This is a genomic window from Micromonospora sp. NBC_00389, from assembly GCF_036059255.1.
In the GTDB taxonomy this organism is placed as follows: Bacteria; Actinomycetota; Actinomycetes; order Mycobacteriales; family Micromonosporaceae; genus Micromonospora.
In genome coordinates this window covers 5,560,495-5,587,354 of sequence record NZ_CP107947.1, presented here as the reverse complement: position 1 = coordinate 5,587,354, position 26,860 = coordinate 5,560,495, and the positions used below count along the sequence as shown (strand labels likewise).

Sequence of the window (26,860 nt, the reverse complement as noted above, 5' to 3'; positions counted from 1 at the left end):
GCCGGGTGGCCACGGTCCGGTGCGGTCCCGGTGCCACGGTCCGGTGCGGTGGTCATGGTCTGGTGAGGCGGACGGCCGTGCGGTGCCCTGGCCCGGCGGCGATGGTCAGGCGGCCAGCACCAGGGTCGAGGACGGGGGCATCCGGCGTCGCTCGGCCTCGACAACCCGGGCCGGCTCCAACACCGGCATCACCCGGTGCAGACCGGTGGCGCGCAGCACCCGGGCCACCACCGGGGTCGGATCGACCAGGACCAGCTCGCCGCCACGCGCCCGGACGCGCAGGTGCGCGGCGAGCAGGGTGCGCACCCCGGCGGCGGAGAGCAGCCGCAACTCGGACATCTCCAGCCGGAGCACCGGACGGGCCGGCGCGGACCACAGCGCGGACCGGAACGCGGCCACCGTGGCGATGTCGACCTCGCCGGCCACCCGCACCTGGACCACCTGGTCACCCACGCTGACCTGCACGTCCAACCGGTCGCTGTGCTCTCCCATACCGACGAATCTAGCCCCCACCACCGACAGTTTCGCCCCTCCACCGAGTGATTCCGGGTACGCCCAGGGTCATCCCCGGAGGGCACCCGCATCCCCCTAAGGGCGGAGGCCAGGGTGCCCCCTTGGTCCCGCTGGTCTGCGGGGGACGCACGGCCGCCGGCACCCCACGCCACCCGGCGGGCGCGCCGGCCAACGGGAGTCCGAGGCGTGCTCGGCGACGGCCGGCGCGCCGCGCCGCGGCGGCGCTCCCGGCCGGCCGGGCATCGGCGGTGGAGAATGGAACGATGCTGATCCCCCGGCCCCGGCCGCCCCGGCTCATCCGGCCCGTCCGCGAGCCGGCCACCGTCCCTCCCCCGCTCACCGGAGCGTGGGCCGCCATCGACCGCCGGCTCGACCAGGTCGACCTGCTGCCGTTGCCCGACGGCGCCGTCGGTCCGGAGGACGTACTGGTCGACCCGACCGGACGGGTGATCAGCGGCGACGAGGATGGCCGGCTGTGGTGGTGGCCGGCCGACGCGCGGGCCGGCACCCGACCCCGGCTGCTGGCGGAGACCGGCGGCCGACCGCTCGGCATCGAGTTGGACCCGTCCGGTGAGGCGCTGGTGGTCTGCGACGCGTACCGCGGGTTGCTGCGGGTCACACCGGACGGCGCCGTACACGAGCTGACCGGGACGGCACCGCCGGTGCACCTGGCCAACAACGCGACGGTGGCCCGCGACGGCACCATCTACTTCACCGACTCTTCCGATCGGTTTCCTGTCTCGCACTGGAAGCGGGACCTGCTGGAGCACCGCCCCAACGGCCGGGTGCTGGCCCACCACCCGGGCAGCGGGCGCACCGAGGTGGTGGCCGACGGGCTGTACTTCCCCAACGGGATCGCGCTGACCCCGGGCGAGTCGGCGCTGATGCTGGTGGAGACCACCACCCACCGGCTGCTCCGCGTCGAGCTGGGCGGCGGGGTGCGAGTGCTCGCCGACCTGCCCGCCTATCCGGACAATCTCTCCGCGGTCGGTGATGGGACGTACTGGATCGCGCTACCCAGCCCGCGGGTCCCGATCGCCGAGCGGCTCCTGCCGCACCCTCGCCTACGCCAGATCGCCGCGTTGCTGCCCGACGCGATGCAGCCACAACCGAAGCGCTACGGGCTGGTCGCGCTGGTCGACGGCGCGGGCGTGATCCTCCGTACGCTGCACGGCCCGGCCGGGCACTACTGGATGATCACCGGGGTACGCCAGCACGGCGACCAGCTCTGGTTGGGCAGCCTGATCGGGCCTGGGGTGGCCCGGGTACCGCTGGACTGAGCGCCCGCCGAAAGCCGGCCGGGGCCGACCCGCCGAGTCGGCGGGCCGGCCCCGGAGGCCGTCTGTGGTGTCTCAGCGACCGCTGACCGAGGGCGCCGGTGCGGGTGACCCGCCGGCCACCGCGCCCGGGTGCGCCGGGGCGACCGGTGCGGGCCGCAGCCCGGCCGGCACCGGCAGGGCGCTGCCCCGGATGAACTCGTCCCAGCTCACGTTCCACGCCGTCCAGCCGTTGCCGGCCTGCAACTCCACCTCGGTGCCCTTCACGGTGACCAGGTCGCCGACCTGGGTCACACCCATCAACCAGTCCGCCGCGGTGGCGGCGACGTTCGTGCACCCGTGCGAGACGTTGGTGCTGCCCTGGTCGCCCTCCGACCAGGGGGCCGAGTGGATGAACTCGCCACCCCAGGTGAGTCGCTGGGCGTCGTCGACGTCGACCACGTAGCCTCCGTCCGGCTCACCGCGGGTGTCGAACGTGGTCCGCTCGTGCTTCTCCATGATCACCATCTTGCCGCTGGAGGTCGGCGTGCTCGGCTTGCCCAGGCTGACCGGGATCCGGCGGACCTGCTTCCCGTCGCGCAGCACGGTCATCTGCTTGGTGTCGTTGTCGATCTCCAGCGCGACCTGTTTCCCGATCTTGGAGGTCGCGGTCCGCTCGGCGTCGCCGATCTTGTCCTTGCCGATCGGCAGTCCCTGCAGGCCGGCCCGGACGCTGATCGTGGTCCCCGGACGCCAGAAATCGGGTGCCCGGTAATAGACCTGACTTCCGTCTTCCAGCCACGACCAGGCACCCGGCTGAGGCGGATTCGTCTTTACGAACAACCGACGCTGGACGTCCGCCCTGGCCTCTTTCGGAATTCCCGGGTCAAACGCCACGGTTACCGGCATCGCGGTGCCGTACGTCCGGTTGCCGACGAAATAGAGGGTGCTGGTGATCTGCGGTTTGGTGGATTTGGCCATGGTGGTGAATGTCGACGTGCGGGTCGTCGTGGCACCCGAGTCGCCGGTCGCGGTCACCTCGGCGGTGTAGGTCCGCTTCGGTTGCAACGGCGTGCTCGGCACCCAGCCCGAGCCATCCTCCCGCGGCTCCGCCTTGACCTGCTTGCCCTTGTCGTCCGTGAGCTTGACGCCGGTGACCCGCCCGCCCTTGACCGCAGTGCCCACCTCGGCGCTGACCGGCACCTCGCGGGCCTTGTCCCCCGGCGTCACGGTGAGTTCCGGCGGGGCGGCGTGCCCCTTGCCCGACGGGTCCCGGTCGGCGGTGCACCCGCCGACAGCCAGCGGTACGGCTGCGATGGTTACCGCCAACAGCGTCAATCGCCGCCTCAACGTCATGTTCAGTCCCCCCGTTTTCGGCTTCCCTCTGCCACATTCTCGCCGCCGCGACTGGCGTGCTCATGCCATTCGGAAATAATCGGCGTCGCATTTATCGGCGCATTTTCCGCAGCAATGCGCCGCTTGTTAAAACAAAGACACGACAGGTCCCCCCTGCGCGCCGCGCACCGGTCCGACCGACCCCGGCCCAGCCGCCCCACAACGTCCCGTCCGGCCCTCACCACGGCGGGTTTGCACTTTCTGCCGCCGTTGCGCAGCTTTCGCCCCGTAATGACCGGGCAGGAATCGGCGCGGTCTCGGCTCGGAGAGTGGTCCGGCACGGAGCGGCTTGCCCCATGGGGAGCGAGGGAGGTCAGGGCGTTGGCGCAGCACGAGGGCAGGCTTTTGTTGTCTGGAGCGAAACTTCTGCTGATCGGGACGAAGCTTTGCCTTCGTCCGGAGGCAAGGGTAGGGTCGCGATTCAGATAGAAGGTTGCCCATTCGTCGATCAGCCTGCCGCCGACCTCTGCCGGGTCGCCGCGTTCCGCTCCTGATGGGTCCGGGCCGCACCCGCGCGCCGTCCGTCACGTCCCCGCCGGATCCCTGATCCGGCCGGTTCGGCGCGCCCGGAGGCGGCAGCCGGTCGACCGCCGCCGACGGCGTGCCAGCCGTCAGGAAGGGACCACCACCATGGATCAACAGACAACCCAGGCGGAGCCGTTACCGGTCTCCGGGCCGGTCAGCCGGCGCGGTGTGCTCCGCGCCGCGACCGTCTCCGCCGCAGCCCTCGGCACCGCCGGCCTGCTCGCCGGCCCGGCCACCGCCTCGTCGGCCGGGCACTCCCACGGCCGACGGCGGGTGCCGGTGGACCGGATCAGCATCCAGCTCTACACGGTGCGCGACCAGCTCGCCGCCGACCTGCCCGGCACCCTGGCCGCGTTGCGCCGGATCGGCTACCGGCGGGTGGAGCACGCCGGCTTCGTCGGGCGTACCGCCGCGCAGTTCCGGGCCGCACTGGACGCGGCAGGGCTGCGGTCCACCTCCGGGCACACCGGCATCCCGCAACCGTTCGACGCCGGCGCCTGGGAACGCGCCCTCGCCGACGCGAACGTGGTGGGCAGCAAGAAGATCGTCCACCCGTACTTTGGTCGAGACGCCAACGGGCAGCCGATCCGGGACCCGGCCGTCTACCGCGCCCTGGCCCGGGACCTGAACCAGGCCGGCCGGCTCGCCGAGCGCGCCGGGCTGGACTTCGGCTACCACAACCACCAACTGGAGTTCGTGCCACTGACCGACGGCTCCACCGGCTTCGACATCCTCACCGGGCAGACCGACCCGCGGCTGGTCCACTTCGAACTCGACCTCTACTGGACCTGGCGCGGGGCACACGACCCGGTTGACGTGATCCGGGCCAACCGCGGCCGGATCCGCCAGGTGCACGTCAAGGACCTCGACGTCGAGGGCGGCTTCGCCGATCTCGGGGACGGCGTCATCGACTTCGGCCGGATCTTCGACCACGAGCGGGAGGCTGGCATCGAGGAGTACATCGTGGAACGCGACGATGCGGGCACCCCGCCGCGCGCCCCCGCTGACGCCCTGGACACCGCCCGGGTCGGCTTCGACTATCTCGCCTCACTCCGGTACTGACCACCACTCCTCGGGGGACGACCTGATGAACAGGACCGCATTCGTGTCCGCCCTGCTGCTGGTGACGGCCGGCCTGGCCGCACCACCGACAGCCGCGACCGCCGCGCCCGCGCCGGCCGCCGCGCCGCCGGACAGCAGCTTCCAGAAGGTGACACTGAACGACTTCCCGGGCGAGCCGATGAGTCTCGCCGTCCTGCCCGACCTGCGGGTACTGCACACCTCCCGCACCGGCGAGGTGCGCATCCACGACCCCCGCACCGGGCTGAACACCCTGGCCGCCGACATCCCGGTGTACGAGCACGACGAGGAAGGGCTGCAGGGGGTCGCCATCGACCCGGACTTCGCCAAGAACAAGTGGGTCTACCTCTACTACTCGCCGCCCCTGAACACCCCGGTGGACGACCCGGCCACCCCCGACGTCAACGAGGGGGACGCGCCGCTGGTCGGCACCGAGGCGGACTGGCAGCGGTTCCGGGGCGCGCTGCGGCTGTCCCGGTTCAAGCTGGACGGGATGCGGCTGAACCTCAGCACCGAGCAGCAGATCATCGACGTGCCCACCGATCGGGGCATCTGCTGCCACGTCGGCGGCCAGATCGACTTCGACGGCAAGGGCAACCTGTACCTGTCCACCGGCGACGACACGAACCCGTTCTTCTCCGACGGCTTCATTCCGATCGACGAGCGGGCCGACCGCAACCCGGCGTTCGACGCCCAGCGCACCTCCGCCAACACCAACGACCTGCGCGGCAAACTGCTGCGCATCCGGGTGAAGCCCGGCGGTGGCTACACGGTGCCGGCCGGCAACCTGTTCAAGCCGGGGACCGCGAAGACGCGCCCGGAGATCTACGCGATGGGGCTGCGCAACGCGTTCCGGTTCGCCGTCGACCGGCGTACCGACAACGTCTACCTGGCCGACTACTCCCCGGACGCCTCGTCGTCCAACCCCGCGCGAGGGCCGGCCGGGCACGGCCGGTGGATGCAGATCGACAAGCCGGCGAACTACGGCTGGCCGTACTGCGTGACGCCGACGATCGCCTACCGCGACTACGACTTCGCCACCGGCGAGTCCGGGGCGAAGTTCGACTGCAAGCGCCCGGTCAACGACTCACCCCACAACACCGGCAAGCGGCAACTGCCGCCGGTCGAGCAGCCGGAGGTCTGGTACCCGTCCGCCGCCTCCGGGGAGTTCCCGCAGCTGGGCACCGGCGGCATCGGGCCGATGGGTGGCCCGGCGTACGACTACGACGGGACCAGCACCTCCCGCACCCGGTGGCCGGCCTACTACGACGGGGTGCCGCTGTTCTACGAGTGGACCCGGGACTACATCAAGGAGTTCCGGCTCGACTCCGACGGCGACGTGAAGGACATCCGTCCGGTGGTGCCATCCCTGGTGGTGGACAACCCGATGGACATGGAGTTCGGGCCGGACGGCGCGCTCTACGTGCTGGAGTACGGCGACGGCTACTTCGCCGAGAACCCGGACGCCCAGCTGTCCCGGATCGACTTCGTCCGGGGCAACCGGACGCCGATCCCGAAGATCAGCGCGGACCCGACCGCCGGGCAGGCGCCGCTGACCGTCACCTTCTCCAGCGCCGGCACCACCGACCCGGACGGTGACCCGCTGCGCTACGCGTGGGACTTCAACGCGGACGGTTCGGTGGACAGCACCGACCCGAACCCGACCTGGACCTTCCAGGAGAACGGTTCGTACACCCCCACGGTGAAGGTGACCGACCGCACCGGACGCTCCGCGGCGGCGACTTTGCCGCTGCTGGTCGGGCCGCGCGCGCCGATCGTCGAGTTCGTCACCCCGGTGGCCGGGCAGCCCTTCGAGTTCGGGCAGACGGTCGCGTACCAGGTGAAGGTCACCGACGACCTGCCGGTGGACTGCTCCCGGGTGAAGGTCACCTACGTGCTCGGCCACGACGAGCACGGGCACCCGCTCTCCTCGGCGACCGGGTGCGCCGGGACCATCGCCACCTTCGTGGACGGTGGGCACGGCGGGGCGGACAACCTCACCGCGGTCTTCGTCGCGGAGTACACCGACGCGCCGACCGAGCCCGGTGTGCCGCCGCAGACCGGCACGGCGACCGTCGTGCTGGATCCTGACCCGGTGGCCGGCCTGGCCGGCTGACCGCCCGTCGGCGGCGGCGGCCCGGTCGGGTCGCCGCCGCCGACGCGCCAGGGCTCAACTCCAGTCGTGCTCGTCGTGGTTACCACTCCAACGCCCACCGACCGGTGGGGTGTCGAGCCGCATCCCGCCGGCGCCGTTGCCGGCCAGGTCGTTGTCCTCCACCCGGCAGGCCACGCAGCTACCCCTCCCGGTGATCCACAACCCGTGGGTCTGGGTCTGGTCGTCGTGGTTGTCCCAGATCCGGTTGCCACGCACCGTGGCAGAGTCGAAGTGCGCGTTGATGGCGATGCCGGCCCGGGTCTCCGGCGCGGCAACCAACTCGTACGGGGTGCCCGGCTTCGGCGTGTCACCGCTCCACCCGCTGAACGCTCCGGGGCGTACCGGAGCGAGGGTCAACTCGGTGTCGTTGTTCGCCGCCACCATCGCGACCCGCTTACCGACCCGCAGCACCTTGCCGCGGTGACCGTCGTGTGGCCAGTGGGCGGCCCGGTCCACCATCGACCGCTCGCTGTAGCGAACGCTCTCCCCGCCACCGGTGGCGGCCTCGCCGCACTGCCGTCCGTTGTTGCGCAGCCGGTTGTTGAGCAGCACCGCGTCGGTCATCGGGCGATCCACCCGGATGGCGTCGAGGCCGTTGCCCCAGAACTCGTTGCTCTCGATCACCACGTCCATCGCCGGGCCCTGGTAGCCGTGCCCCAGGTCATGCCCGTGGTAGCCATGCCGACCGTTACCGCTGATCCGGTTACCCCGGATGGTGTACGGCCCGGGGGTGTTGCCCATGCTGATTCCGTCGCAGCCGTTGCCGTCGATGACACAGTCGGTCAGCACCCCGCCCCGCCCGGCGACGCCGGCGGTGCCCTCAGCGGAGATGTCGAAGCCGGCCTCCAGGTTGCCGGTCATCGTGCAGGCGGAGACGATCAGCCCATCGGCACCCCAGTCGGAGATGCCGAACCGGTTGCCCTCGCTGTGACAGCCGATGATCCGGTAGCCCCGCGGCGGCGACCAGTAGTCCTTCTGCAACTCCAGGAAGATCCCGTTGGTGCCGTTTGCCATGGTGGTGCAGTTGGCGATGGTCAGCCGTTCCACCGCGCCCCAACCGCCGATGCCCACCCCGATCCCGGCGCCGCCCATCTGCTCGCCGTTGTCCAGCCGCCCGCAACCGACCACCACGACGCCGTCGATCAGGCTGTCCTGGAGGAAGTCGCAGCCGAGCCCGGTGGCGGCCGTGTGGTGGATGTAGAGGTTGCGGAAGACGCCGCGCACCACGTACTGGAGGCCGAGGCCCTTGGCGAGGTAGTTGTACTCCGCCATCGCCACCCCGGACCCGTCGATCTCGAAGTCGGCGAAGGTGCAGTCGGCGATGTGCCGGTCCCGGTCGGCGCCGTGCTGCACGGTGGTCCAGAACGCCAGCGGGGTCGGGTCGGTGCGGTTCCCGACGTTGCTGAGCAGGAACCGGGTGGCGGCGGGGCCGGCACCGATCAGCGAGACGCCGCTGCGCCACACCGTGCCGGCGTCCCGGATCGAGTAGATGCCCGGCGGGCAGTAGATCACTCGGGCCCGCCCGTCGGCGGCATAGCCGTCGCCGAGCCGGTCCACCAGGGCGGCGAGCGCCGGCTGGTCGTTCGTCACCCCGTCGCCACAGAGTCCGTAGTCGCGGGCGTCGCAGTAGAACGGCGCACCGGCGACGGCCGGCTGACGGGCCCGTACGGCGACGGGCGAAACGTGCTGCACCGGGCGCTCCTCTCAGCGGGAGGGTGGCCTTCCGGTGCGCCGGTTTCCCGGCGGCGACGGCAGGAAACGTCCGCCGGACCTCCGAGGTGCGTCGACCCCGGCGCCGCGTGCGGCGCCGGGGTCGAGGATGCGGTGGTCAGACGTTGGCGATCAGCAGCGCCGGCCGCTCCACGCAGTCGGCGACGTGCCGCAGGAAGCCACCGGCCACCCCGCCGTCGCAGACCCGATGGTCGAAGGTCAGGCTGAGCTGGGTCACCTTGCGGACGGCGAGCTGCCCGTCGACCACCCACGGCTTGTCCACGATCCGCCCCACCCCGAGCAGCGCCGCCTCTGGGTGGTTGATGATCGGCGTGGAGCCGTCGACGCCGAACACTCCGTAGTTGTTCAGGGTGAAGGTGCCACCGGTCAGCCGGGCCGGCGCCAGGGTGCCCGCCCGCGCCGCCGTGGTGGTGGCCGCCAGTTCGGCGGCGAGCTCGGCGGTGGTGAGCCGCTGGGCGTCGCGCAGCACCGGCACCAGCAGGCCCCGGTCGGTCTGCGCGGCGATGCCCAGGTGCACCCCGGCGGACTGGACGATCCGCTGGGCCTCGGTGTCAACCCGGGCGTTGAGCTGCGGGAACCTGCGCAGCCCGCTGAGGCAGATCCGGGCCAGCAGGGCCAGGATGCTCACCGGCGCGTCCGGCGTCGCCGCGTTGATCGCGGCCCTGGTCTCCAGCAGCCCGGTGGCGTCCACGTCGACCCAGATGGTCACCTCGGGGATCTCCCGCCGGCTGCGGGAGAGCTTGTCGGCGATCACCTTGCGCACGCCGGTGAGCGGCACGATCACGTCGCCGTCCCCGGCCGGGGTCAGCGCGACGTGCGGGTCCGGCACGGCGGCGAGCCGGGCGGCGGGCACGGCCTGCGTCGCCTCCACGTCGGCGCGACGGATGACGCCACCGGGCCCGGTGCCGCGCACCGTGCTCAGGTCGACGCCGCGCTCCCGGGCCAGCCGCCGGACGATCGGCGAGATGACCAGGACGGCCGGCGCGGTGGTGCCGGCCGGGGCACCGCTGGCGGCCCGGTCGGTACCGCCCGCCGGGCTGCTCGCGACGGACACGCCGGCCGCCGCCTCGGTGGGCTCGGGGGCCAGCGCCAGCCGGGGCCGACGCCGGCGCCGGGTCGCCCCGCCGTGCCCGGTGCCGTACCCGATCAGCACGTTGCCCGAGCCGGCTCGCTCCTCCTCGCGGTAGGTGGCGTGCCCGGCCGGCTCGTCGCCGCCGTCCAGCGGCGCGATCGTGATCAACGGCTGGCCGACCGGGCGGACCTCACCCGCCGCGCCGTGCAGGGTGACCACCCGGCCGGCGTACGGGCAGGGCACGTCGACGACCGCCTTGGCGGTCTCCACTTCGACCACGCTCTGGTCGACCGTCACGACGTCGCCCACGGCGACCCGCCACTCGACGATCTCGGCCTCGCTCAGCCCTTCGCCCAGGTCGGGCAGGAGGAAGACCTGCGTCCGCTCGACAGTGGTCATGCCGCGCTGCCCTGCACCGACCAGCGCGGGTCCGGCTGGTCGTCCCACTGCAACCGGGCCACCGCGTCGAGCACCCGATCCACTCCGGGCAGGTGGGTGTGCTCCAGCATCGGCGCTGGGTACGGGATGTCCAGCCCGGCCACCCGCAGCACTGGCGCGTGCAGCGCGTGGAAGCAGCGCTCCTGCACCCGGGCGGCGATCTCCGCCCCGACGCCGGCGAAGCCGGGCGCCTCCTGGATGACCACGCACCGGCCGGTGCGCCGCACCGAGGCGGTGATGGTGGCGTCGTCGAACGGCACGATCGTGCGAACGTCCACCACCTCCAGGTCCCAGCCCTCCTCCCGGGCGGCCGCGGCGGCCTCCAGCGCGACCGGCACGGCCGGCCCGTACGCCACCAGGGTGGCGTCGCGCCCGGCACGACGGACGACGGCCCGACCGAACGGCTCGGTACGCGCTGGCAGCTCGGCCTCGGCGCTGGCGAAGTAGAGCTTCTTGGGCTCCATGAAGACCACCGGGTCGGGGTCGTCGATCGCCTCCCGCAGCAGCGAGTACGCGTCGTCCACGGTGGCCGGGGTGACCACCTTCAGCCCGGGTGTGTGCGCGTAGTACGCCTCGGACGAGTCGCAGTGGTGCTCCACCCCGCCGATCCCGCCGGCGTACGGCACCCGGATGACGATCGGCACGCTCAGCGCGCCCCGGGTCCGGTTGCGCAGCTTCGCCACGTGCGAGGCGATCTGCTCGAATGCTGGGTACGCGAACGCGTCGAACTGCATCTCGACCACCGGCCGCAGCCCGGACATGGCCAGGCCGACGGCGAAACCGACGATGCCGGCCTCGGCGAGGGGGGTGTCGAAGCAGCGCTTTTCCCCGAACCGCGCCTGCAATCCGTCGGTGATCCGGAAGACGCCACCGAGCTGGCCGACGTCCTCGCCGAAGACGACCACCCGGTCGTCGGCGGCGAGCGCGTCGGCGAGCGCGGCGTTGAGCGCCTTCGCCATGGTGGTGGCCATCAGGCGTCACCCTCCTCGTCGCGGGCGGCGGCCAGCTCGGCGCGGACCTGTTCGCGCTGCTCAACCAGTTGGGGGGTGGGCTCGGCGTACACGTGGTCGAAGAGGCTCAGCGGGTCGACCGTCGGCTGCTCGTTCATCCGGGTCCGCAGGTCCGCCGCGTACGCCTCGGCCTGCTCGGCGACCTCGGCGACCGCCGCGTCGTCGAGCACCCCGCGGGCCCGCAGGTAGGTCTCCAGGCGGGTGACCGGGTCCCGGTCGCGCCAGGCGTCGACCTCGGCGCCGTCGCGGTAGCGGCTGGCGTCGTCGGCGTTGGTGTGCGGCTCCATCCGGTAGGTGTGCGCCTCGACCAGGAACGGCCCCTTGCCGGCGCGGGCGTGCTCCACCGCGCGGGTGAGCACGGCGAGCACCGCGACCGGGTCGTTGCCGTCGACCTGCTCGCTGGGCACGCCGTAGCCGACGCCCTTGTAGGCCAGTGACGGCGCGGCGGTCTGCCGGGACAGCGGGACGCTGATCGCGTACCGGTTGTTCTGCACGAAGTAGACGACCGGCGCCTTGAACACGGCGGCGAAGTTGATCCCCTCGTGGAAGTCGCCCTCGCTGGTCGCGCCGTCGCCGATGAAGGCCAGCGCCACGGTGTCGCGGCCCTGGTACGCCTCGCCGTGCGCCAATCCGGCGGCGTGCACGCACTGGGTGGCGAGGGGGGTGCACTGCGGCGCGGTCCGCACGGCGGCCGGGTTGTAGCCGCAGTGCCAGTCGCCGCGCAGCAGGGTGAGCACCTCGACCGGGTCGATGCCCCGGGCGACCAGCGCCATCGATTCGCGGTAGGTGGGGAAGACCCAGTCGGTGTCGCGGACCGCGAGCACGGCGGCGACCTGGCAGGCCTCCTGGCCGCGGGAGGACGGGTAGACGGCCAGCCGGCCCTGCTTGGTCAGCGCGGTCGCCTGGGTGTCGAACCGGCGGCCGAGCACCATCCGCCGGTACAGCTCGCGCAGCACCTCGGCGGGCGGCTCCGGGTAGTCGGTGCGGGTGGGCAGCGGCGTGCCGCTGGGGTCGAGCAGGCGGACCGGCTCGGCGTCCGGCAGCAGCGAGCGCGCCGGGTCGGGCGGGGTGGCCGCTCGACGGGTGCGCGGGGATGCCCTGCGGACCGCCTGGGGAGTGGTCGTCACGGCGGAACCTCCTGGGACGTGTGGTGGGCCTATGCTTCCGCCTGTCGGATGATTGACTCAAGATCCAGGTAGAACGCGGGACGGTTGGCATGCGAATGGCGCATCGGTGAGCCAGGAGGCCGGAGACGGGTCTGGCCGGACCACCGGATCGGGACGATCGGCCCGGCACCTGGACGAGGTGGACCGGCGGATCCTCGACGAGTTGGTCCGCGACGGGCGTACCTCGGTGCGCACGCTGGCCGAGCGGATCCACATCTCGCGCACCAACGCGTACGCCCGGGTGGAGCGACTGGTGCGCGACGGCGTGATCACCGGGTTTCGGGCCCAGGTGGCGCCCGAGGCGGCCGGGCTGGGCACGTCGGCGTACATCGCGTTGACGATCGAGCAGAACACCTGGCGGGAGGTGTCGGCGGAGCTGGCCCGGGTCCGCTACGTCGAGCACGTCGCGCTGCTCAGCGGCGAGCACGACGTGCTGGCCCTGGTCCGCGCGCCGGACAACGCCACCCTGCGGGACGTGGTGCTGGACCGGGTGCAGCACATCGCCGGGGTGCTGTCGACGCGGTCCTGGCTGGTCTTCGAGGAGTACGACGGGACGCAGAGCCCCTGGCAGTAGGCCATAACACGAAGACATTGACAGGCATGCCGAGATGCATCGTTCTGCGGCTAACCGCCCGTACTATCCCGGCGTGGCTATACCGGCAGAAATGTGGACACAGGCCAGGGCCGCTGCGCCGACACCGCCGAAGCCGGCCTCGGGCGGCTCGGGGTCCTTCCGCGGTGACATCGAGGGCATGCGGGCGGTGGCCGTGCTGCTGGTGCTCCTCGGCCACGCCGGGATACACCACCTGCCCGGTGGCTTCGTCGGTGTGGACGTGTTCTTCGTGATCTCAGGCTTCCTCATCACCGGCCTGCTGCTCACCGAACTCGACCAACGTGGACGGCTCTCACTGGTCGACTTCTACGCCCGCCGGGCCAAGCGCCTCCTTCCCGCCGCCGCGACGGTCCTCGTCGCGACTCTGGTGCTGACCTACTACTTCCTGCCCCGGGGCCGCTGGTCCACGACCGCCTGGGACGTCATCGCCAGCGCGTGCTACGCGATGAACTGGCGCATGGCCGGGCAGTCCCTCGACTACGTCGCCGCCACCGACGCCCCGAGCATCGCCCAGCACTTCTGGTCCCTCGCCGTGGAGGAGCAGTTCTACCTGGTCTGGCCGCTGCTGCTGATCGCCCTCGGTTTTGCCGCCCGCCGGAGGGCACGAGGGCGCCACGGCCTCTACCTGTTCGGGCTGGCGTTGATCGCGGTCCCCTCGTTCGCCTGGGCGCTGCGCGTCTCGCCGACCGGTCCGTCGGCGTACTACGTCACCACGACCCGGATGTGGGAGTTGGCCCTCGGCGGTGCCATCGCCGTCACGGCGACCTGGCTGAGCCGGTCTCCGCGCCTGGTGGCCGTTCCCCTGGCCTGGGCCGGACTGATCGCCGTCGGCGCGTCGGCCGTGCTGATTCGCACGGAGGCCGGCTTCCCGGGGTACGCCGCGCTCGGCCCCACCCTCGGCACGGCCGCGGTGATCGCCTTCGGCCCGGCGGCCGGCCGCGCCGGGCCCGCACTCCTGCTGGGCCGGCAACCGCTGCTCTATGTCGGTGGGATCTCGTACTCGCTGTATCTGTGGCACTGGCCGCTGCTGATCGCCGCGCAGGCGCACTTCGGTGAGCTCGGCGTCGTTGCCGCGCTCGCGGTGGTGGCCGTCTCGGCGATCCCCGCCGCGCTCACCTACCACTTCATCGAGAATCCGGTCCGTCGGTCGCCGACTCTCGCCGCACGGCCACCCGCGGCCCTGCGCGTCGGTGCCGTCTGCACCTGTGCCGCCGCGCTGGCCGGCCTGCTGTTCCATCTGGCCATCCCGTCAACGGCGGGCCCGGCCTCCACCTCCGTCATCATGGGCCAGGTGCCCGGAGCCACCACCCAGGCGGCACCGCCGCCTGCGCCGGGCGCCATGGCTCTCGGCTCCTCCCCCCGCACCAGCCGCGCCGGGGTGCCCGTCGACCGGGTCGCCTCGATCACTCCAGCCCCGCTGGCGGCGAAACAAGACGCGTCGCTCCAGAACGCGAGCTGCCATGTGGACGTGGTTTCCTCGAGCCCGAAGGCCTGCGTCCACGGGAAACCGGATTCGACGACCAGGGTCGCGCTCGTCGGCGACTCCCATGCGGACCACTGGATTCCTGCCCTGCGGGGAGCGGCGGAGACGAACGGCTGGCGCCTCGCCACCTACACCAAGTCCGGCTGCCCCTTCCTGACGGCCGAGATCTCCCTGGACGACCGGCCCTACGCGTCGTGCACCGAGTGGAACAGGAGGGTACGGGCGGAACTGCTCGGCGCGGACCGCCCCGACATCCTGATCACCACTCACTCCGTGTATCCGGTCAGGGGCGAGCCGGAGTCGAGGAGCCAGTCCGCGATGGCCCGCGAGTTGCGGAAGACGTGGAGCAGCCTGGTCGCGGAAAAGCTTCCGGTGGTGGTGCTGCGGGACACGCCGCTCCACCTGAAGGACATCGCCGAATGCGTGTCCGAGAACCTGAAACGCCTGGCGAGGTGCGCCACACCCCGGGCCGATGCGCTCCGCCTCGGGGGTGGTCCCGCCCAGGAAGTGGCAGCGAAAGGGCTCACCGGCGTTCGCCTGGTCGACCTGAACGACTGGATCTGCCCCGCGAACCGCTGCGCGCCGGTCATTGGAGGCGTCCTCGTCTGGCGCGACGCGCACCACCTGACCGCCACGTACTCGGCCACCCTCGCACCCCGACTGGGCACCGCGCTCAAGCCCGCGATCGCCGAGCTCTGAGCCGTTCGATAGGCCCGAGGGCGGGTGGTCACCGCTCGGGTGGGGCCTCCAGCCCTTCCCGGTCGGCCAGCTCCAGTAGCGGCTCCAGCGAGTGCCGGTCGCCGTCCAGGCCGGCGTGCGGGTCGCCCCGCTCGGCGAACCGGGCCGGCACGGACAGCACGTCGAAGTCCTCCGGCCTGGCGTCCTCCAGCTCCGCCCAGTCGAGCGGCGCCGACACCAGCGCCCGGGGTGTCGGCCGGATCGAGTACGCCGAGGCCATCGTGTGGTCCCGCGACATCTGGTTGTAGTCGACGAAGACCGGCCGGTCCCGCTGCTCGCGCCACCAGGTGGTGGTGACCAGCTCGGGCAGCCGGCGCTGCATCTCCCGGCCCAGCGCGAGCACCGCCCGGCGGCAGTCGCCGAAGCTCCACCGCGGCTCGATCGACAGGTAGACGTGCAGGCCCCGCCCGCCGGTGGTCTTCGGGTAGCCGGTCAGGCCCAGCTCGGCGAGGAACGCCCGCACCTCCCGGGCGACCGGCACGACCTGCTCGAAGCCGACGCCGGGCATCGGGTCGAGGTCGATGCGCAGCTGGTCGGGGCGTTCCACGTCGCCGGCGCTGACCGGCCACGGGTGGAAACGCAGGGTGCCCAGGTTGGCCGCCCAGATCACCACGGCCAGCTCGCTCGGGGCGACCTCGTCGGCGGTGCGGCCGCTGGGGAAGGTGATGTGTGCGGTCCGCACCCACTCGGGTGCGCCCGCCGGCAGCCGCTTCTGGTAGAACGCGTCGCCCCGGTTGGTCTGCCGGGTGGCGATGGTCGCGCCCTCGAAGACGCCGCGCGGCCAGCGTTCCAGCATGGTGGGCCGGTCCCGCAGTGCGCGCAGGATGCCGTCACCCACCGCCAGGAAGTAGCGGACCACGTCCAGCTTGGTCAGCCCGCGTTCCGGGAAGTACGGCTTGTCGGGGCTGGAGACGCGGACCAGCCGCTCTCCCACCTGGATCTCCTCCGCCACCGTGGCCACGTCCCTGAGGGTACGACGGCGGTCACGTGATCAGCAGGACGCCGACCAGGATCAGCGGCAGCCCGACGAAGAGGAAGATGCCGACGCCGGTGAGCACCCGTCCGCCGCCGGCCTCCTCGCGCTCCGGTGCGATCCCGAACGTGGCACGGGGGCCCAGCATGCCGATGCGGCTCAGCGTCAGGTCGCCGGTCACCCCGAACAGCGCGCCCACCACCATCAACGCGATCCCCAGCCGGCCGGTGAAGTCGCCGCCGTCGACCGCGACCCAGACCGCCGTCGCGACCGCGACCAGAACCGCGGCGATGACGAACAGCAGCAGCGCTTCCCGCATACCCCGGACGACCGTCATCGCCGACCCCACCCCTTCGTCCCGGGGCGGCCCGACCGCCCCCGGTCGGACATTGTTCCCCATCGAACCGTCGGGCCGCTGTCCCGAACCGGACGCAACACCTGAGCAGCGGTCAGCGCCGATCGGATCCGGCGGGCGGACCGGCACAGTGACGATCCGGCACGGTTACCCCGGCGGTGCTCGGGTAGGGGGCCGACATGGCGGAACTGGCGACGCTCTGGATCATCCGGCACGGGGAGAGCACCGCGAACGTGGCGGCGACCCGGGCCGAGGCGTCGGGCGAAGAACTGATCGGGCTCACCCATCGGGACGCGGACGTGCCGCTCTCCCCCATCGGCGAGGAGCAGGCCCGGGCCACCGGCCGCTGGCTCGCCGGGCTGCCCCCGGACCGGCGCCCGGACGTGGCGGTGGTCTCGCCGTACCTGCGGGCGGTCTCCACCGCCGAGCTGGCGCTGCACGGCACGGAGGTGCCGGTGAGCCGCGACGAACGGCTGCGCGACCGTGAGCTGGGCATCCTCGACGGCCTGACCGCTCACGGGATGCAGCGACGGTTTCCGGACGAGGCCGAACGGCGGGTCCGGCTCGGCAAGTTCTACTACCGGCCGCCCGGCGGAGAGTCGTGGACCGATGTGGCGCTGCGGCTGCGGACGCTCCTCGGCGACCTGCGCCGGGACCACGCGGGCAAGCGGGTGCTGCTGTTCGGCCACGACGCGCTGGTCTTCCTGCTGCGCTACCTGGTGGAGGGGCTGACCGAGCCGGAGCTGATGGCGCTGACCCGGGAGTGCGTGATCACCAACTGCTCGATCACCGACTGGTCCGACGACGGGCAGGGCCGGCTGATCCTGGGCGGGTTCAACGAGGTCGGCCACCTGCGTCAGCAGGGCGCCGAGCCGACCAGGGAGGACGAGGTCCATGCCGAGCCGGTCTGAGGCGAAGGTGATTCTGACCGCGGAGGTCGGCCGGGTTGCTCCGGGCCGACCCGGTAGGATCTGCCCGGGCCGTTACTGGCGCGTGGGGATGGAGAACCATCGGGGAGCGGCCCCGTCACGAGGACGTTTTGCCGAGCGCCTGGGCCTTCCGCACGCCTGTAGGAGGTCGTATGTCGCGCAACGCCGAGTCCACCGCATTCCGGAGTGCCCTTGAGGTGATCCGGGCCGTCGAGCCGCGGGTGGCCGACGCCATCGGCGCCGAGCTGACCGATCAGCGGGAGTCTCTCAAGCTCATCGCCAGCGAGAACTACGCCTCCCCGGCGACCCTGCTGGCGATGGGCAACTGGTTCAGCGACAAGTACGCCGAGGGCACGGTCGGGCGTCGCTTCTACGCCGGCTGCCAGAACGTCGACACCGTCGAGGCGCTCGCCGCCGAGCACGCCCGTGAGCTGTTCGGCGCCGCGCACGCGTACGTGCAGCCGCACTCGGGCATCGACGCCAACCTGGTGGCGTTCTGGGCGGTGCTGGCCGACAGGGTGGAGTCCCCCGCGCTGAAGAAGGCGCAGGTACGGCAGGTCAACGACCTCACCGAGGCCGACTGGTTCGCGCTGCGCCGCGAGTTGGGCAACCAGCGGATGCTCGGCATGTCGCTGGACGCCGGCGGCCACCTCACCCACGGCTTCCGGCCGAACATCTCCGGCAAGATGTTCGACCAGCGCAGCTACGGCACCGACCCGGCGACCGGTCTGATCGACTACGACCGGGTGGCCGAGGCGGCCCGCGAGTTCAAGCCGCTGATCCTGGTCGGCGGCTACTCCGCGTACCCCCGGAAGGTGAACTTCCGGATCCTGCGGGAGATCGCCGACTCGGTCGGCGCCACGTTCATGGTCGACATGGCGCACTTCGCCGGACTGGTGGCGGGCAAGGTCTTCACCGGCGACTTCGACCCGGTGCCACACGCGCACATCGTCACCACCACCACCCACAAGTCGCTGCGCGGCCCGCGCGGCGGCATGGTGCTCTGCCAGCCGGAGCTGGCCGACCAGGTGGACCGGGGCTGCCCGATGGTGCTCGGTGGGCCGCTGCCGCACGTGATGGCCGCCAAGGCGGTCGCGCTGGCCGAGGCCCGCCGCCCCGACTTCGCCGACTACGCCCAGCGGATCGTGGACAACTCGCGGGCCCTCGCGGAGGGGCTGCTGCGCCGGGGCGCGAAGCTCGTCACCGGCGGCACCGACAACCACCTGGTGCTGATCGACGTGTCCGGCTACGGGCTCACCGGCCGGCAGGCCGAGCAGGCTCTGCTGGATTCGGGCATCGTCACCAACCGCAACTCGGTCCCGCAGGACCCGAACGGGGCCTGGTACACCTCGGGCATCCGGATCGGCACCCCGGCGCTGACCACCCGGGGGCTGGGCACCGCCGAGATGGACCAGACCGCGGAGCTGATGCACACCGTGCTCACCGCGACCACGGCCGGCGCCAACGCCGACGGCACCCCCTCGAAGGCCAAGTACGCCCTCGACCCCGCCCTGGCCGACAAGATCGCCCGCCAGGCCACCGACCTGCTGGCCCCGTTCCCGCTCTACCCCGCCATCGACCTGGCCTGACGCTCAGACTGGCCGGCACCGGCGCGACGGGCCGCCGGGATCACCGTGGGTAACGCCGTCGGTGGCGCTCGCTCGGACGAATGCGATACCTCTGAGTCATCGATATGACTCAGAGGTATCGCGCTTGAGGGTGCCCGGCACGGCGGGCGGACGCGCCTCAGGCCAGGGGGCGCTTGAGGTGGTAGCGGTGCACCTCGGTGCTGCCCTGGACGTTGTTCACGTCCTCGGCGGCGGAGACCAGCTCCCAGCCTTCCCGGCCGGCGCGGTTGAGGTGCGCGATGGCGGTGTCGCCGTAGGCGGTGATGTCCTTGCGTGACCCGTCCGGGCCGTACCAGATGAACGAGACGTGAAAATTGCGGCCCTGTCCCTGATAGCGGCGGACGAGCAAGGCGTACTCCCAGGCAACCATGCGGCCCATTATGACCGTCCACCCAGGACGGCGGCAGGCGGGTCGTCGCTCATTGCCATCCGGTGAACGCGGTGAGTCAACACACCGAGCTGGGCGCCCGGCGGGCCAACTCGTCGGTGATCAGGGCGGCCAGCCGGTCCAGCCCCAGGTCGATCTGCTCCGGTGTCACCGCGCTGACCGACAGCCGCAGCGCGCACACCGGGGCGGTGTCGTCGTAGAAGTGCGCCATCGGCGTCCAGAGCACCCCGTAGTCGTGCGCCGACCGGTCCAGCAGCGCGTCGTCGACCGCGAACGGCACGGTCACCACCACGAAGAGCCCCCCGGCGGGTACGGTCCACCGCACCGTCGCCGGCCGGCCCGGCCGGCCCGGCCGGCCCGGGAACCGCCGGGCCAGCCCGGCCACCAGGTGCCGCAGATTGCGGGCGTACGCGGCCTGCTCCCGGGTGTTGGCGGGCACCAGGCTGCACCCGTGCTCCAGCAGCCGGCCGCCGATCACCGCCTGCGCGATCGGTGCGGTGTTCACCGTGACCATGCTCTTGATCATGGCGAGCTGGTCGGCGAGCGGGCCGACCGGCCGTCCGCTCCGGCCACCCGCTGGTCGGCGACCACGTAGCCGACCCGCGCACCGGGCAGCACGTTGGCGAACGAGCCGAGGTAGACCACCTGCCGGTCGGTGTCCAACGCCTTCAGGGTCGGTGGACGCGGGCCGTCGTCGAGGTGGAACAGCCCGTACGGGTTGTCCTCCAGCAGCAGCAGGTCCTCCTCGGCGGCCAGCGCCAGCAGCCGCCGCCGGTCGTCCGGGTCGATGCTCACTCCGGACGGGTTGGCGAAGTCCGGCATCAGGTAGCAGGCGCGCGGCCGGTACCCCGCCGCCCGCGCCCGGCGCACCTGGGCCCGCAGGTCGGCCAGGTCCACCCCGGACGGCCCGGCGGCGACCGGCCACACCGGCAGGTCCACCAGCCGGGCCGCACCGGTCAACCCGACGTAGGTCGGGGCGACCGCGAGCAGCACGTCCGCCGGCCCGGCCCGCAGCGCCCGCAGCACCAGGAACATCGCCTCCTGGCAGCCGACGGTCACCACGACCGACTCCGGGTCGATGATGATCCCCTCGTCGACCGCCACGTTGCGGGCGATCAGGTGGTGCACGATGCCCTTGGTCCGGCCGTACTGCAGCAGCAGCCGCCGGGCCTGCTCGGGCCGGTGGCCCAGCTCGTCGATGAGGTGCCGGTGGAACGTGTCCAGGGTGCCGGTGCACCGCCGCCAGGTCGAAGAACTCCTCGTACGGCCGGCCGGCGGCCAGCGACACCGCCGCCGGACAGCGCTCGGACACCTCGTTGAGGAAGTTCATCGAGGTCAGCGCCGGGTCACCCAGCGCGGGGTGCAGGTCGGCGACGCTCAGGTCGACCGGCTCGCCCGCGGCCACCGCTCAGCCCACCGCGAGCGTGCGGAGCTCGGCCGCCGCCGCCGGGTCGGGGCAGCCGGCCAGGGTGAGGGCATCGCGCAGCTCGGCGGCGAGCAGCGCCAGCGCGTCCCGCGCGGCGGGTTGGCCACCGGCGGCCAGTGCCCAGAGCAGCGGTCGGCCGACCAGCACCCCGGCGGCGCCCAACGCGAGCGCCCGCAGCACGTCGGTGCCGCCGCGGATGCCGCTGTCCAGCAGCACCTGGCACCGGTCGCCGACCGCATCGACGACCTCCGGCAGCATGATGACGCTGGCCGGCGCCCCGTCCAACTGCCGGCCGCCGTGGTTGGAGACGACCACCGCGTCCGCGCCGATCCGCACCGCCTCGACCGCGTCCCGGGGATCCAGGACTCCCTTGACCACCAGCGGCAGGTCGATCTGCTCGCGTAGCCAGGCCAGGTCCGCCCAGCTCAGCGCCGGCGCGAACGACGCCTCGGTGTGCGCGGCGATCGCGGACACCCCCGGGGCACCGGCGTGAGCCAGGGCGTCCCGGCCGTCGGGCAGGTTCGCGGCGACCACGTCATCCGGTAGCCGGAACGCGTTGCGCAGGTCCCGCGGACGCCGGCCGAGCACCGGCACGTCGACGGTGACCACCAGCGCCCGGCAGCCCGCCGCGACGACCCGGTCCAGCAGGTCGCGGACCAGATCCCGCTCGCGCAGCCAGTAGAGCTGGAACCAGACCTCCGCGCCCGCGCCGGCGACCTGCTCGATCGGCGTGCTGCCCAGCGTGCTCGCCAGGTAGGGCACCCCCGCCGCCCCGGCCGCCGCGGCGAGGGCCAGCTCTCCGCCCGGGTGCACCAGCCGCTGGTACGCCATCGGCGCCACCCCGACCGGCATCGCGTACGGACGGCCGAGCAGCCGGGCCCCGAGGTCGACCGTGCCCACCCCGCGCAGCATCCGGGGCAGCACCGCGACCCGGTCCAGCGCGGACCGGTTGGCGGCCAGGGTCACCTCAGCCGCGCTGCCGCCGGCGATGTAGTCCCAGACGTCCGCCGACAGCACCGCGCGGGCCCGCTCGGCGTAGTCGGCGAGCGACACCGCCGGCGACTCGGTCGACAGGTCGGTCAGCACCTGCTCAGCCACCATGCACCCCCGTACCGGCCGGCGCGGTGACCGGCCCGTCCTGCTCGGGTGGCAGCCCGAACCGCTCCCGCAGGAACGCCGCCGCGCTCTCCTGCGCCCGCCGGCCGTCGGCGAACGCGCCGGGCATGGCGAAGAAACCGTGGATCATGCCCGGGTAGTGCTCCAGCTCGACGGGCACGCCGGCGGCGCTCAGCCGCTCGGCGTAGCGCTGCCCCTCGGCGCGGAGCGGGTCCAGCTCGGCGGTGACCACCAGCGCCGGCGGCAGGCCGGACAGGTCGTCGGCGAGCAGCGGCGAGGCCAGCGGGTCCCGGGCGTGCGCCGGGTCGGCCAGGTAGTGCATCCGGTACCAGGCCACCGAGCGGCGGTTGAACAGCGCCGGATCGTCGTCGACCGGGCCGGCCGGATCGCCGCTCTGGTCGGTGTTCGGGTAGACCAGCAGCTGCGCGGCGAGCCGAGGCCCACCCGCACGGCAGAGCAGGGTGACCGCGGCGGCCAGGTTCCCGCCGGCGCTGTCCCCGCCCACGGCCAGCCGGTCCGGGTCCACGCCGAGCCGGTCTGCGTGCCCGGCGATCCACCGGGTGGCGGCGTGACAGTCGTGCACCGCGGCCGGGAAGGGGTGCTCCGGGGCCAGCCGGTAGCCGACGGTGACCACCTGGCAGGGCACCGCGTTGGCCAGCCGCCGGCAGATGCCGTCGGCGGTGTCGATGCTGCCGAGCGTCCACCCGCCGCCAAAGAAGTACAGCAGGGTGGGCAGCGGTCCTCGCCCGGCCGGCCGGTACACCCGGACCGGCAGCTCACCGGCGGGGCCGGGAATCCGCTCGTCGCGTACCTCGGCCACCGGCTCGACCACGCCGCCGCCGGCGCGGATCGCGGCCAGGTCCGCGGCACGCGCCTCGGGCAGGGTCTGCGCGTACAACGGTGGGGTGCCGGCCGCGGCGCGGGCGGCCCGGTACGCCGCCACCTCCGGGTGCAGGGCCATGCCGGTCTCCTATCCGCCGGTGCTGACCAGCAGCTTGTCGATGCCGCGCAGGAAGAGGCTACCGCTGTACGTGGGCGTCTCGGTGACCGCCAGCCGGGGGAACCGGGCGAACAGCCGGGGCAGCGCGAGGCGCCCCTCCAGCCGGGACACCGCCGCGCCGAGGCAGAAGTGCAGGCCCACCCCGAAGGCCAGCGACGGCGGCCCGGGTCGGGTCGGGTCGAAGGCGTGCGGGTCCGGGAACCGCGCCGGGTCCCGGTTGGACGCCCCGATGATGATCAGCACGTTGTCGTCGCGGGCGACCGGCACGCCGTCCAGCACGGTGTCCGCGGGCGCGGCCCGGGCCAGGAAGTGCACCGGGCTCTCCAGCCGCAGCACCTCGTCGACGCAGCCCCGGGTCAGCTCCTCGTCGCCGGGCAGGGCGGCGACCGTCTGCGGGTGGGCCAGCAGCAGCGGCAGGCCGTTGCTGAACATGTAGACGGTGGTGACGAAGCTGGCGTTGAACAGCACGATCAGGTTGCTGATCAGCTCGTCCTCGGTCAGCTCCACCTCACCGCAGTCGACCGCCTCGACCAGGCCGCTGATCAGGTCCTCCCCGGGCGCCCGACGGAGGTGTGCCAGCAGCCCCCGGTAGAAGACCCGCAGTTCCTCCGCCGCGGTGTTCGCCGCGGCCAGCCGCTGCGGGGTCTTCCCGGCCACGTCCAGGAAATCGTCGATCCGCTCCACGCACTCGCGGTACCGGGCCAGGTCCGCCGTTGGGATGCCGATGAACTCGGCCATCACCAGGGCCGGGATGGGGTACGCGAAGTCGGCCACGAAGTCGAGGACGCCACCCCCGGCGTCGGCCATCCGGTCCAGCAGCTCGTCGACCACCCGCAGGATCACCGGTTCCAGCGCGCCCAGCCGGCGCGGCGTGAGGGTGCGGGAGAAGACGTGCCGCAGCCGGGTGTGATCGGGCGGGTTGACGAACATCATCGAGGTCTGGAAGGTACGCAGGATCTCCTGCTCCTGCCAGCCCGGCGGCGGCTGCTTGGTCCACTCCGGATCGCGCAGCAGCCCGTCGACCAGGTCGTACCCGACCGCCACGGCGGCCACCGTGCGGTGCTCGGCGCGAGCCGGCACCGCGCTGATCGGCCCGAGCCGGTGCAGGCCCGATGCGGGTCGCCCCGGTCACCGCGCGCCGGGAGGTCGACGAGTTCATCCGGCTGGCCCGCTCCGACGCCCTGGTCTACGACGCCCGGGACCCGGCCAGCCTGGGGCGGCGCGGCGGGCGGCGGCGGTCGGGGCGTGACCCCCCGCCGGCAACTGGTCGTCCTGGTCGGCGCGGACCTGATCTCGAACCTGGGCACCCGCATCTCGATGGTGACCATCCCGTGGCTGGTGCTGGTCACCACCGGCAGCCCGACCAAGATGGGCCTGGTCGCGTTCGCCGAGACGCTGCCGTACCTGCTGTCCGGCGCGTTGGGCACGCCGTGGGCGGATCGGATCGGCCTGCGCCGCACCTCGATCATGTGCGACGTGGGCAGCGCGGCGGCCATGCTGATCGTGGCACTGACCCCGTGGCTGGGCTTCGCCCCGCTGGTGGCGCTGGTGGCGGTGGCCGGCGCGATGCGCGGCATCGGGGACCGGGTCAAGCACGTGATGTTCCGGCCGGCCGCCGAGGCCGCCGGGGTGCCGCTGATCCAGCTGACCTCCGCGTATGACGGGCTGAGCCGGGTGGTGACCCTGTTCGGCGCCGCCGTGGGCGGCCTGCTGATCGCCGGGTTCGGGGTGACCGGGGCGATCCTCATCGACGCGGCCAGCTTCGGGATCTGCGCGCTGCTGATCGGCGTCGTGGTCCGTCCACCGGCCGCCCCGGCGCAACCCGCCCAGCCGGAGAGCTATCTGCGCGCGCTGCGCGGCGGGTTCAGCTACCTGGGCCGGGACCGGCCGCTGCTGGGCATGCTCGTGGTCATCTCGGCGCTGAACATGGTGGCCAACGCCAGCGTGGCGGTCTACATCCCGGTCTGGGTCGCCCGGGAGCTGCACGGCCCCAGCGGGCTCGGCCTGGTGCTGGCGGCGTTCTCGGCGGGGGCGCTGCTGGGCAACGTGCTGTTCACCGCGCTCGGGCCGCGGCTGCCCCGCCGGTTGACCTTCCTGATCGGGGCGTTGGTCGCCGGCACACCCCGTCTGGTCGCGCTGGCGATCAGCGACGAGCTACCGGTGGTGCTCGTGGTGACCTTCCTGTCCGGGATCGGCATCGCGGCGGTCAACCCGCTGCTCGGGGTGGCGCTCTACGAGCGGGTGCCGCCGGAGTTGCAGACCCGGGTGATCGGCATCTCCGGTTCGCTGGCCTTCATCGGGCTGCCGGTCGGCGCGCTGCTCGGCGGCTGGTCGGTGGACGCGCTCGGGCTCACCCCGGCGCTGCTGGTCATGGCGGCGGCGTGCCTGCTGGTCACCGCGTACCCGCTGCTGACCTGCACGGACCGCCCGGTCACGCCGGCACACCCCACCCCGCCATGATCCCCTGACTCCCCGGGCAAATCGGTTGCGGGCCCAGGCCCACCCCCGCAGGCTCGGACGGATGAGAACACAGCCCCTCCCCGACGTACCGGACACCAACCACCCGGTGGCGGCCCGGATCGACGTGGCACTGGTCCGCCGCCTGGTGGCCGAGCAGTTCCCGCACTGGGCGGAACTGCCGGTCCATTCGGTCGAGGTCGGCGGCTGGGACAACCGCACCTTCCACCTGGGCGACGCGATGACCGTGCGGCTGCCCAGCGGCGAGGGGTACGCCCTCCAGGTCGCCAAGGAACAGCGCTGGCTGCCGGTGCTCGGCCCACTGCTGCCGCTGGAGGTGCCCGCCCCGCTGGCCCACGGCCGTGCCGGCGCCGGCTACGCGTACCCGTGGTCGGTCTACCGGTGGATCGACGGGCGGACCGCCCAGGTCGAGCGGATCGGCGACCTGACCCGGTTCGCCACCGATCTCGCCGGCTTCCTGCGCGCGCTGAGGGGCATCGACGCCACCGGCGGGCCGGCGGCCGGCCGGCACAGCGCCTGGCGGGGTGGCCCGCTGTCCACCTACGACGCGGAGACCCGGGCGGCGATCGAGGCGCACCGCGACCGGTTGCCCGTCGACGCGGTCACCGGCATCTGGCAGGCCGCCCTCGACGCCACCTGGGCCGGGCCGCCGGTCTGGTTCCACGGCGACGTCGCGTCCGGCAACCTGCTGGTCCGCGACGGCCGGCTCGCCGCCGTCATCGACTTCGGCTGCTGCGGCGTCGGCGATCCCGCCTGCGACACCGTGATCGCCTGGACACTGCTGTACGGCGCCAGCCGGGCCGCCTTCCGCGACGCGCTCGGCGTTGACGAGGCCACCTGGGCTCGCGGGCGCGGTTGGGCGCTGTGGAAGGCGCTGATCACCCTGGACAACCCGGAGCCGGCCAAGGCCGCCGAGGCCCGCCACGTGCTCGGTCAACTGCTCGCCGAGCACGCCGTGGCCCCCTGAATCCCCGTACCGTGTGGACATGGCCAGCTGGGAGGACGTCCGCCGGATCGCACTCGCACTGCCCGAGACCACCGAACGGGCCTCGTACGACGGGCTGCCCGCCTGGCGGGTGCGGGACAAGCAGTTCGTCTGGGAACGACCACTGCGCGGGGCAGACCTCGCCGCCCTCGGCACGGCCGCGCCCGACGGTCCGGTCCTCGGCGTACGGGTGCCCGACCTCGGCGTCAAGGAGGCCCTGCTCGCCGACGACCCGTCGGTCTACCTCACCACCCCGCACTTCGACGGCTACCCGGCCGTGCTGGTCCGGCTCGACCGGATCGGCCTGCCCGAGCTGACCGAGGTGATCATCGAGGGGTGGTACGCCCGCGCCCCGAAACGCCTCGCCGCCGCCCACCGAGCCCAGCAGGAGCCAACCGACGGCTAGG

At 72.8% G+C, this 26,860-nt stretch carries 21 protein-coding genes, 2 pseudogenes and 1 riboswitch; of the genes and pseudogenes, 10 read left to right on the top strand and 13 right to left on the bottom strand.

The genetic code is table 11. The features are described 5' to 3' along the window. Positions 1–105: 105 nt before the first annotated feature. Positions 106–492, bottom strand: a complete 387-nt coding sequence (locus OG470_RS26350; protein ID WP_328416420.1) for an STAS domain-containing protein — start codon at positions 490–492, stop codon at positions 106–108. Between the two features lie 284 nt (positions 493–776). Between OG470_RS26350 and OG470_RS26345 the strand changes: the two genes are divergently transcribed. Continuing rightward, a complete protein-coding gene (locus OG470_RS26345) occupies positions 777–1,793 on the top strand; it encodes an SMP-30/gluconolactonase/LRE family protein (protein ID WP_328416418.1) in 1,017 nt (338 codons plus the stop codon). A gap of 72 nt (positions 1,794–1,865) precedes the next feature. Here the strand turns inward: OG470_RS26345 and OG470_RS26340 are convergent, their stop codons facing one another. Continuing rightward, positions 1,866–3,125 carry a L,D-transpeptidase gene (locus OG470_RS26340; protein WP_328416416.1) on the bottom strand — a complete coding sequence of 420 codons (1,260 nt, stop codon included), beginning with the start codon at positions 3,123–3,125 and terminating at the stop codon, positions 1,866–1,868. A 669-nt stretch (positions 3,126–3,794) separates the two neighbouring features. On the opposite strand from OG470_RS26340, the gene OG470_RS26335 reads away from it, so the two are divergent. Together OG470_RS26335 and OG470_RS26330 are read left to right on the top strand one after the other, a co-directional pair. Further along, entirely contained in the window at positions 3,795–4,751 is a 957-nt protein-coding gene (locus OG470_RS26335; protein WP_328416414.1) for a sugar phosphate isomerase/epimerase family protein, read from the top strand. Positions 4,752–4,776: 25 nt separating this feature from the next. After that, positions 4,777–6,885 carry a PQQ-dependent sugar dehydrogenase gene (locus OG470_RS26330; RefSeq protein WP_328416412.1) on the top strand — a complete coding sequence of 703 codons (2,109 nt, stop codon included), beginning with the start codon at positions 4,777–4,779 and terminating at the stop codon, positions 6,883–6,885. A 54-nt stretch (positions 6,886–6,939) separates the two neighbouring features. Here OG470_RS26330 and OG470_RS26325 read toward each other — a convergent pair whose 3' ends face one another. The 4 genes from OG470_RS26325 to pdhA all read right to left on the bottom strand — a co-directional run bounded on the left by OG470_RS26325 (position 6,940) and on the right by pdhA (position 12,302). Next, positions 6,940–8,616, bottom strand: a complete 1,677-nt coding sequence (locus OG470_RS26325) for a right-handed parallel beta-helix repeat-containing protein (RefSeq protein ID WP_328416410.1) — start codon at positions 8,614–8,616, stop codon at positions 6,940–6,942. Between the two features lie 136 nt (positions 8,617–8,752). After that, entirely contained in the window at positions 8,753–10,126 is a 1,374-nt protein-coding gene (locus tag OG470_RS26320; protein ID WP_328416408.1) for a dihydrolipoamide acetyltransferase family protein, read from the bottom strand. Beyond that, positions 10,123–11,139 carry an alpha-ketoacid dehydrogenase subunit beta gene (locus tag OG470_RS26315; protein WP_328426612.1) on the bottom strand — a complete coding sequence of 339 codons (1,017 nt, stop codon included), beginning with the start codon at positions 11,137–11,139 and terminating at the stop codon, positions 10,123–10,125. The genes OG470_RS26320 and OG470_RS26315 overlap by 4 nt, the downstream gene beginning before the upstream one ends. Then, the gene (pdhA, locus tag OG470_RS26310) at positions 11,136–12,302 is read right to left on the bottom strand and encodes a pyruvate dehydrogenase (acetyl-transferring) E1 component subunit alpha (RefSeq protein WP_328416406.1); all 1,167 of its coding nucleotides are present in this window, start codon (positions 12,300–12,302) and stop codon (positions 11,136–11,138) included. Before pdhA ends, OG470_RS26315 begins: the two co-directional genes overlap by 4 nt. 106 nt (positions 12,303–12,408) lie before the next feature. Here pdhA and OG470_RS26305 point away from each other — a divergent pair, with 106 nt between their 5' ends. Together OG470_RS26305 and OG470_RS26300 are read left to right on the top strand one after the other, a co-directional pair. Then, positions 12,409–12,915: an Lrp/AsnC family transcriptional regulator gene (locus tag OG470_RS26305; RefSeq protein WP_386981975.1), complete on the top strand. Its 507-nt coding sequence runs from the start codon at positions 12,409–12,411 to the stop codon at positions 12,913–12,915. A 178-nt stretch (positions 12,916–13,093) separates the two neighbouring features. Beyond that, the gene (locus tag OG470_RS26300; RefSeq protein ID WP_328416404.1) at positions 13,094–15,136 is read left to right on the top strand and encodes an acyltransferase family protein; all 2,043 of its coding nucleotides are present in this window, start codon (positions 13,094–13,096) and stop codon (positions 15,134–15,136) included. Positions 15,137–15,164: 28 nt separating this feature from the next. Here the strand turns inward: OG470_RS26300 and OG470_RS26295 are convergent, their stop codons facing one another. After that, entirely contained in the window at positions 15,165–16,136 is a 972-nt protein-coding gene (locus OG470_RS26295; protein ID WP_328416402.1) for a DNA polymerase domain-containing protein, read from the bottom strand. A gap of 22 nt (positions 16,137–16,158) precedes the next feature. Beyond that, positions 16,159–16,485 carry a hypothetical protein gene (locus OG470_RS26290; protein ID WP_328416400.1) on the bottom strand — a complete coding sequence of 109 codons (327 nt, stop codon included), beginning with the start codon at positions 16,483–16,485 and terminating at the stop codon, positions 16,159–16,161. A gap of 197 nt (positions 16,486–16,682) precedes the next feature. On the opposite strand from OG470_RS26290, the gene OG470_RS26285 reads away from it, so the two are divergent. Together OG470_RS26285 and OG470_RS26280 are read left to right on the top strand one after the other, a co-directional pair. After that, entirely contained in the window at positions 16,683–17,414 is a 732-nt protein-coding gene (locus OG470_RS26285) for a histidine phosphatase family protein (RefSeq protein WP_328416398.1), read from the top strand. 61 nt (positions 17,415–17,475) lie between these two features. Next, a riboswitch (ZMP/ZTP riboswitch) is annotated at positions 17,476–17,566 on the top strand. Between the two features lie 18 nt (positions 17,567–17,584). Next, the gene (locus OG470_RS26280; protein WP_328416396.1) at positions 17,585–19,021 is read left to right on the top strand and encodes a glycine hydroxymethyltransferase; all 1,437 of its coding nucleotides are present in this window, start codon (positions 17,585–17,587) and stop codon (positions 19,019–19,021) included. A 157-nt stretch (positions 19,022–19,178) separates the two neighbouring features. Here the strand turns inward: OG470_RS26280 and OG470_RS26275 are convergent, their stop codons facing one another. From OG470_RS26275 to OG470_RS26255, 5 genes and pseudogenes are all read right to left on the bottom strand, one after another. After that, positions 19,179–19,439: a hypothetical protein gene (locus OG470_RS26275; protein ID WP_328416394.1), complete on the bottom strand. Its 261-nt coding sequence runs from the start codon at positions 19,437–19,439 to the stop codon at positions 19,179–19,181. Positions 19,440–19,506: 67 nt separating this feature from the next. Then, a pseudogene (locus OG470_RS26270) lies at positions 19,507–20,853 on the bottom strand (aminotransferase class I/II-fold pyridoxal phosphate-dependent enzyme). A gap of 3 nt (positions 20,854–20,856) precedes the next feature. Continuing rightward, the gene (locus OG470_RS26265) at positions 20,857–21,975 is read right to left on the bottom strand and encodes an alpha-hydroxy acid oxidase (RefSeq protein ID WP_328416392.1); all 1,119 of its coding nucleotides are present in this window, start codon (positions 21,973–21,975) and stop codon (positions 20,857–20,859) included. Further along, positions 21,965–22,951, bottom strand: coding sequence for an alpha/beta hydrolase (locus OG470_RS26260; protein ID WP_328416390.1), 987 nt, complete (start codon positions 22,949–22,951; stop codon positions 21,965–21,967). Before OG470_RS26260 ends, OG470_RS26265 begins: the two co-directional genes overlap by 11 nt. A gap of 9 nt (positions 22,952–22,960) precedes the next feature. Then, positions 22,961–24,097, bottom strand: a pseudogene (locus OG470_RS26255) (cytochrome P450); the annotation flags it as partial. Positions 24,098–24,235: 138 nt separating this feature from the next. On the opposite strand from OG470_RS26255, the gene OG470_RS26250 reads away from it, so the two are divergent. The 3 genes from OG470_RS26250 to OG470_RS26240 all read left to right on the top strand — a co-directional run bounded on the left by OG470_RS26250 (position 24,236) and on the right by OG470_RS26240 (position 26,859). Next, positions 24,236–25,450, top strand: a complete 1,215-nt coding sequence (locus OG470_RS26250; RefSeq protein WP_328416388.1) for an MFS transporter — start codon at positions 24,236–24,238, stop codon at positions 25,448–25,450. A 61-nt stretch (positions 25,451–25,511) separates the two neighbouring features. After that, the gene (locus tag OG470_RS26245; protein ID WP_328416387.1) at positions 25,512–26,435 is read left to right on the top strand and encodes an aminoglycoside phosphotransferase family protein; all 924 of its coding nucleotides are present in this window, start codon (positions 25,512–25,514) and stop codon (positions 26,433–26,435) included. A gap of 19 nt (positions 26,436–26,454) precedes the next feature. Beyond that, positions 26,455–26,859 carry an MmcQ/YjbR family DNA-binding protein gene (locus OG470_RS26240; RefSeq protein WP_328416386.1) on the top strand — a complete coding sequence of 135 codons (405 nt, stop codon included), beginning with the start codon at positions 26,455–26,457 and terminating at the stop codon, positions 26,857–26,859. Position 26,860: the final 1 nt, after the last annotated feature.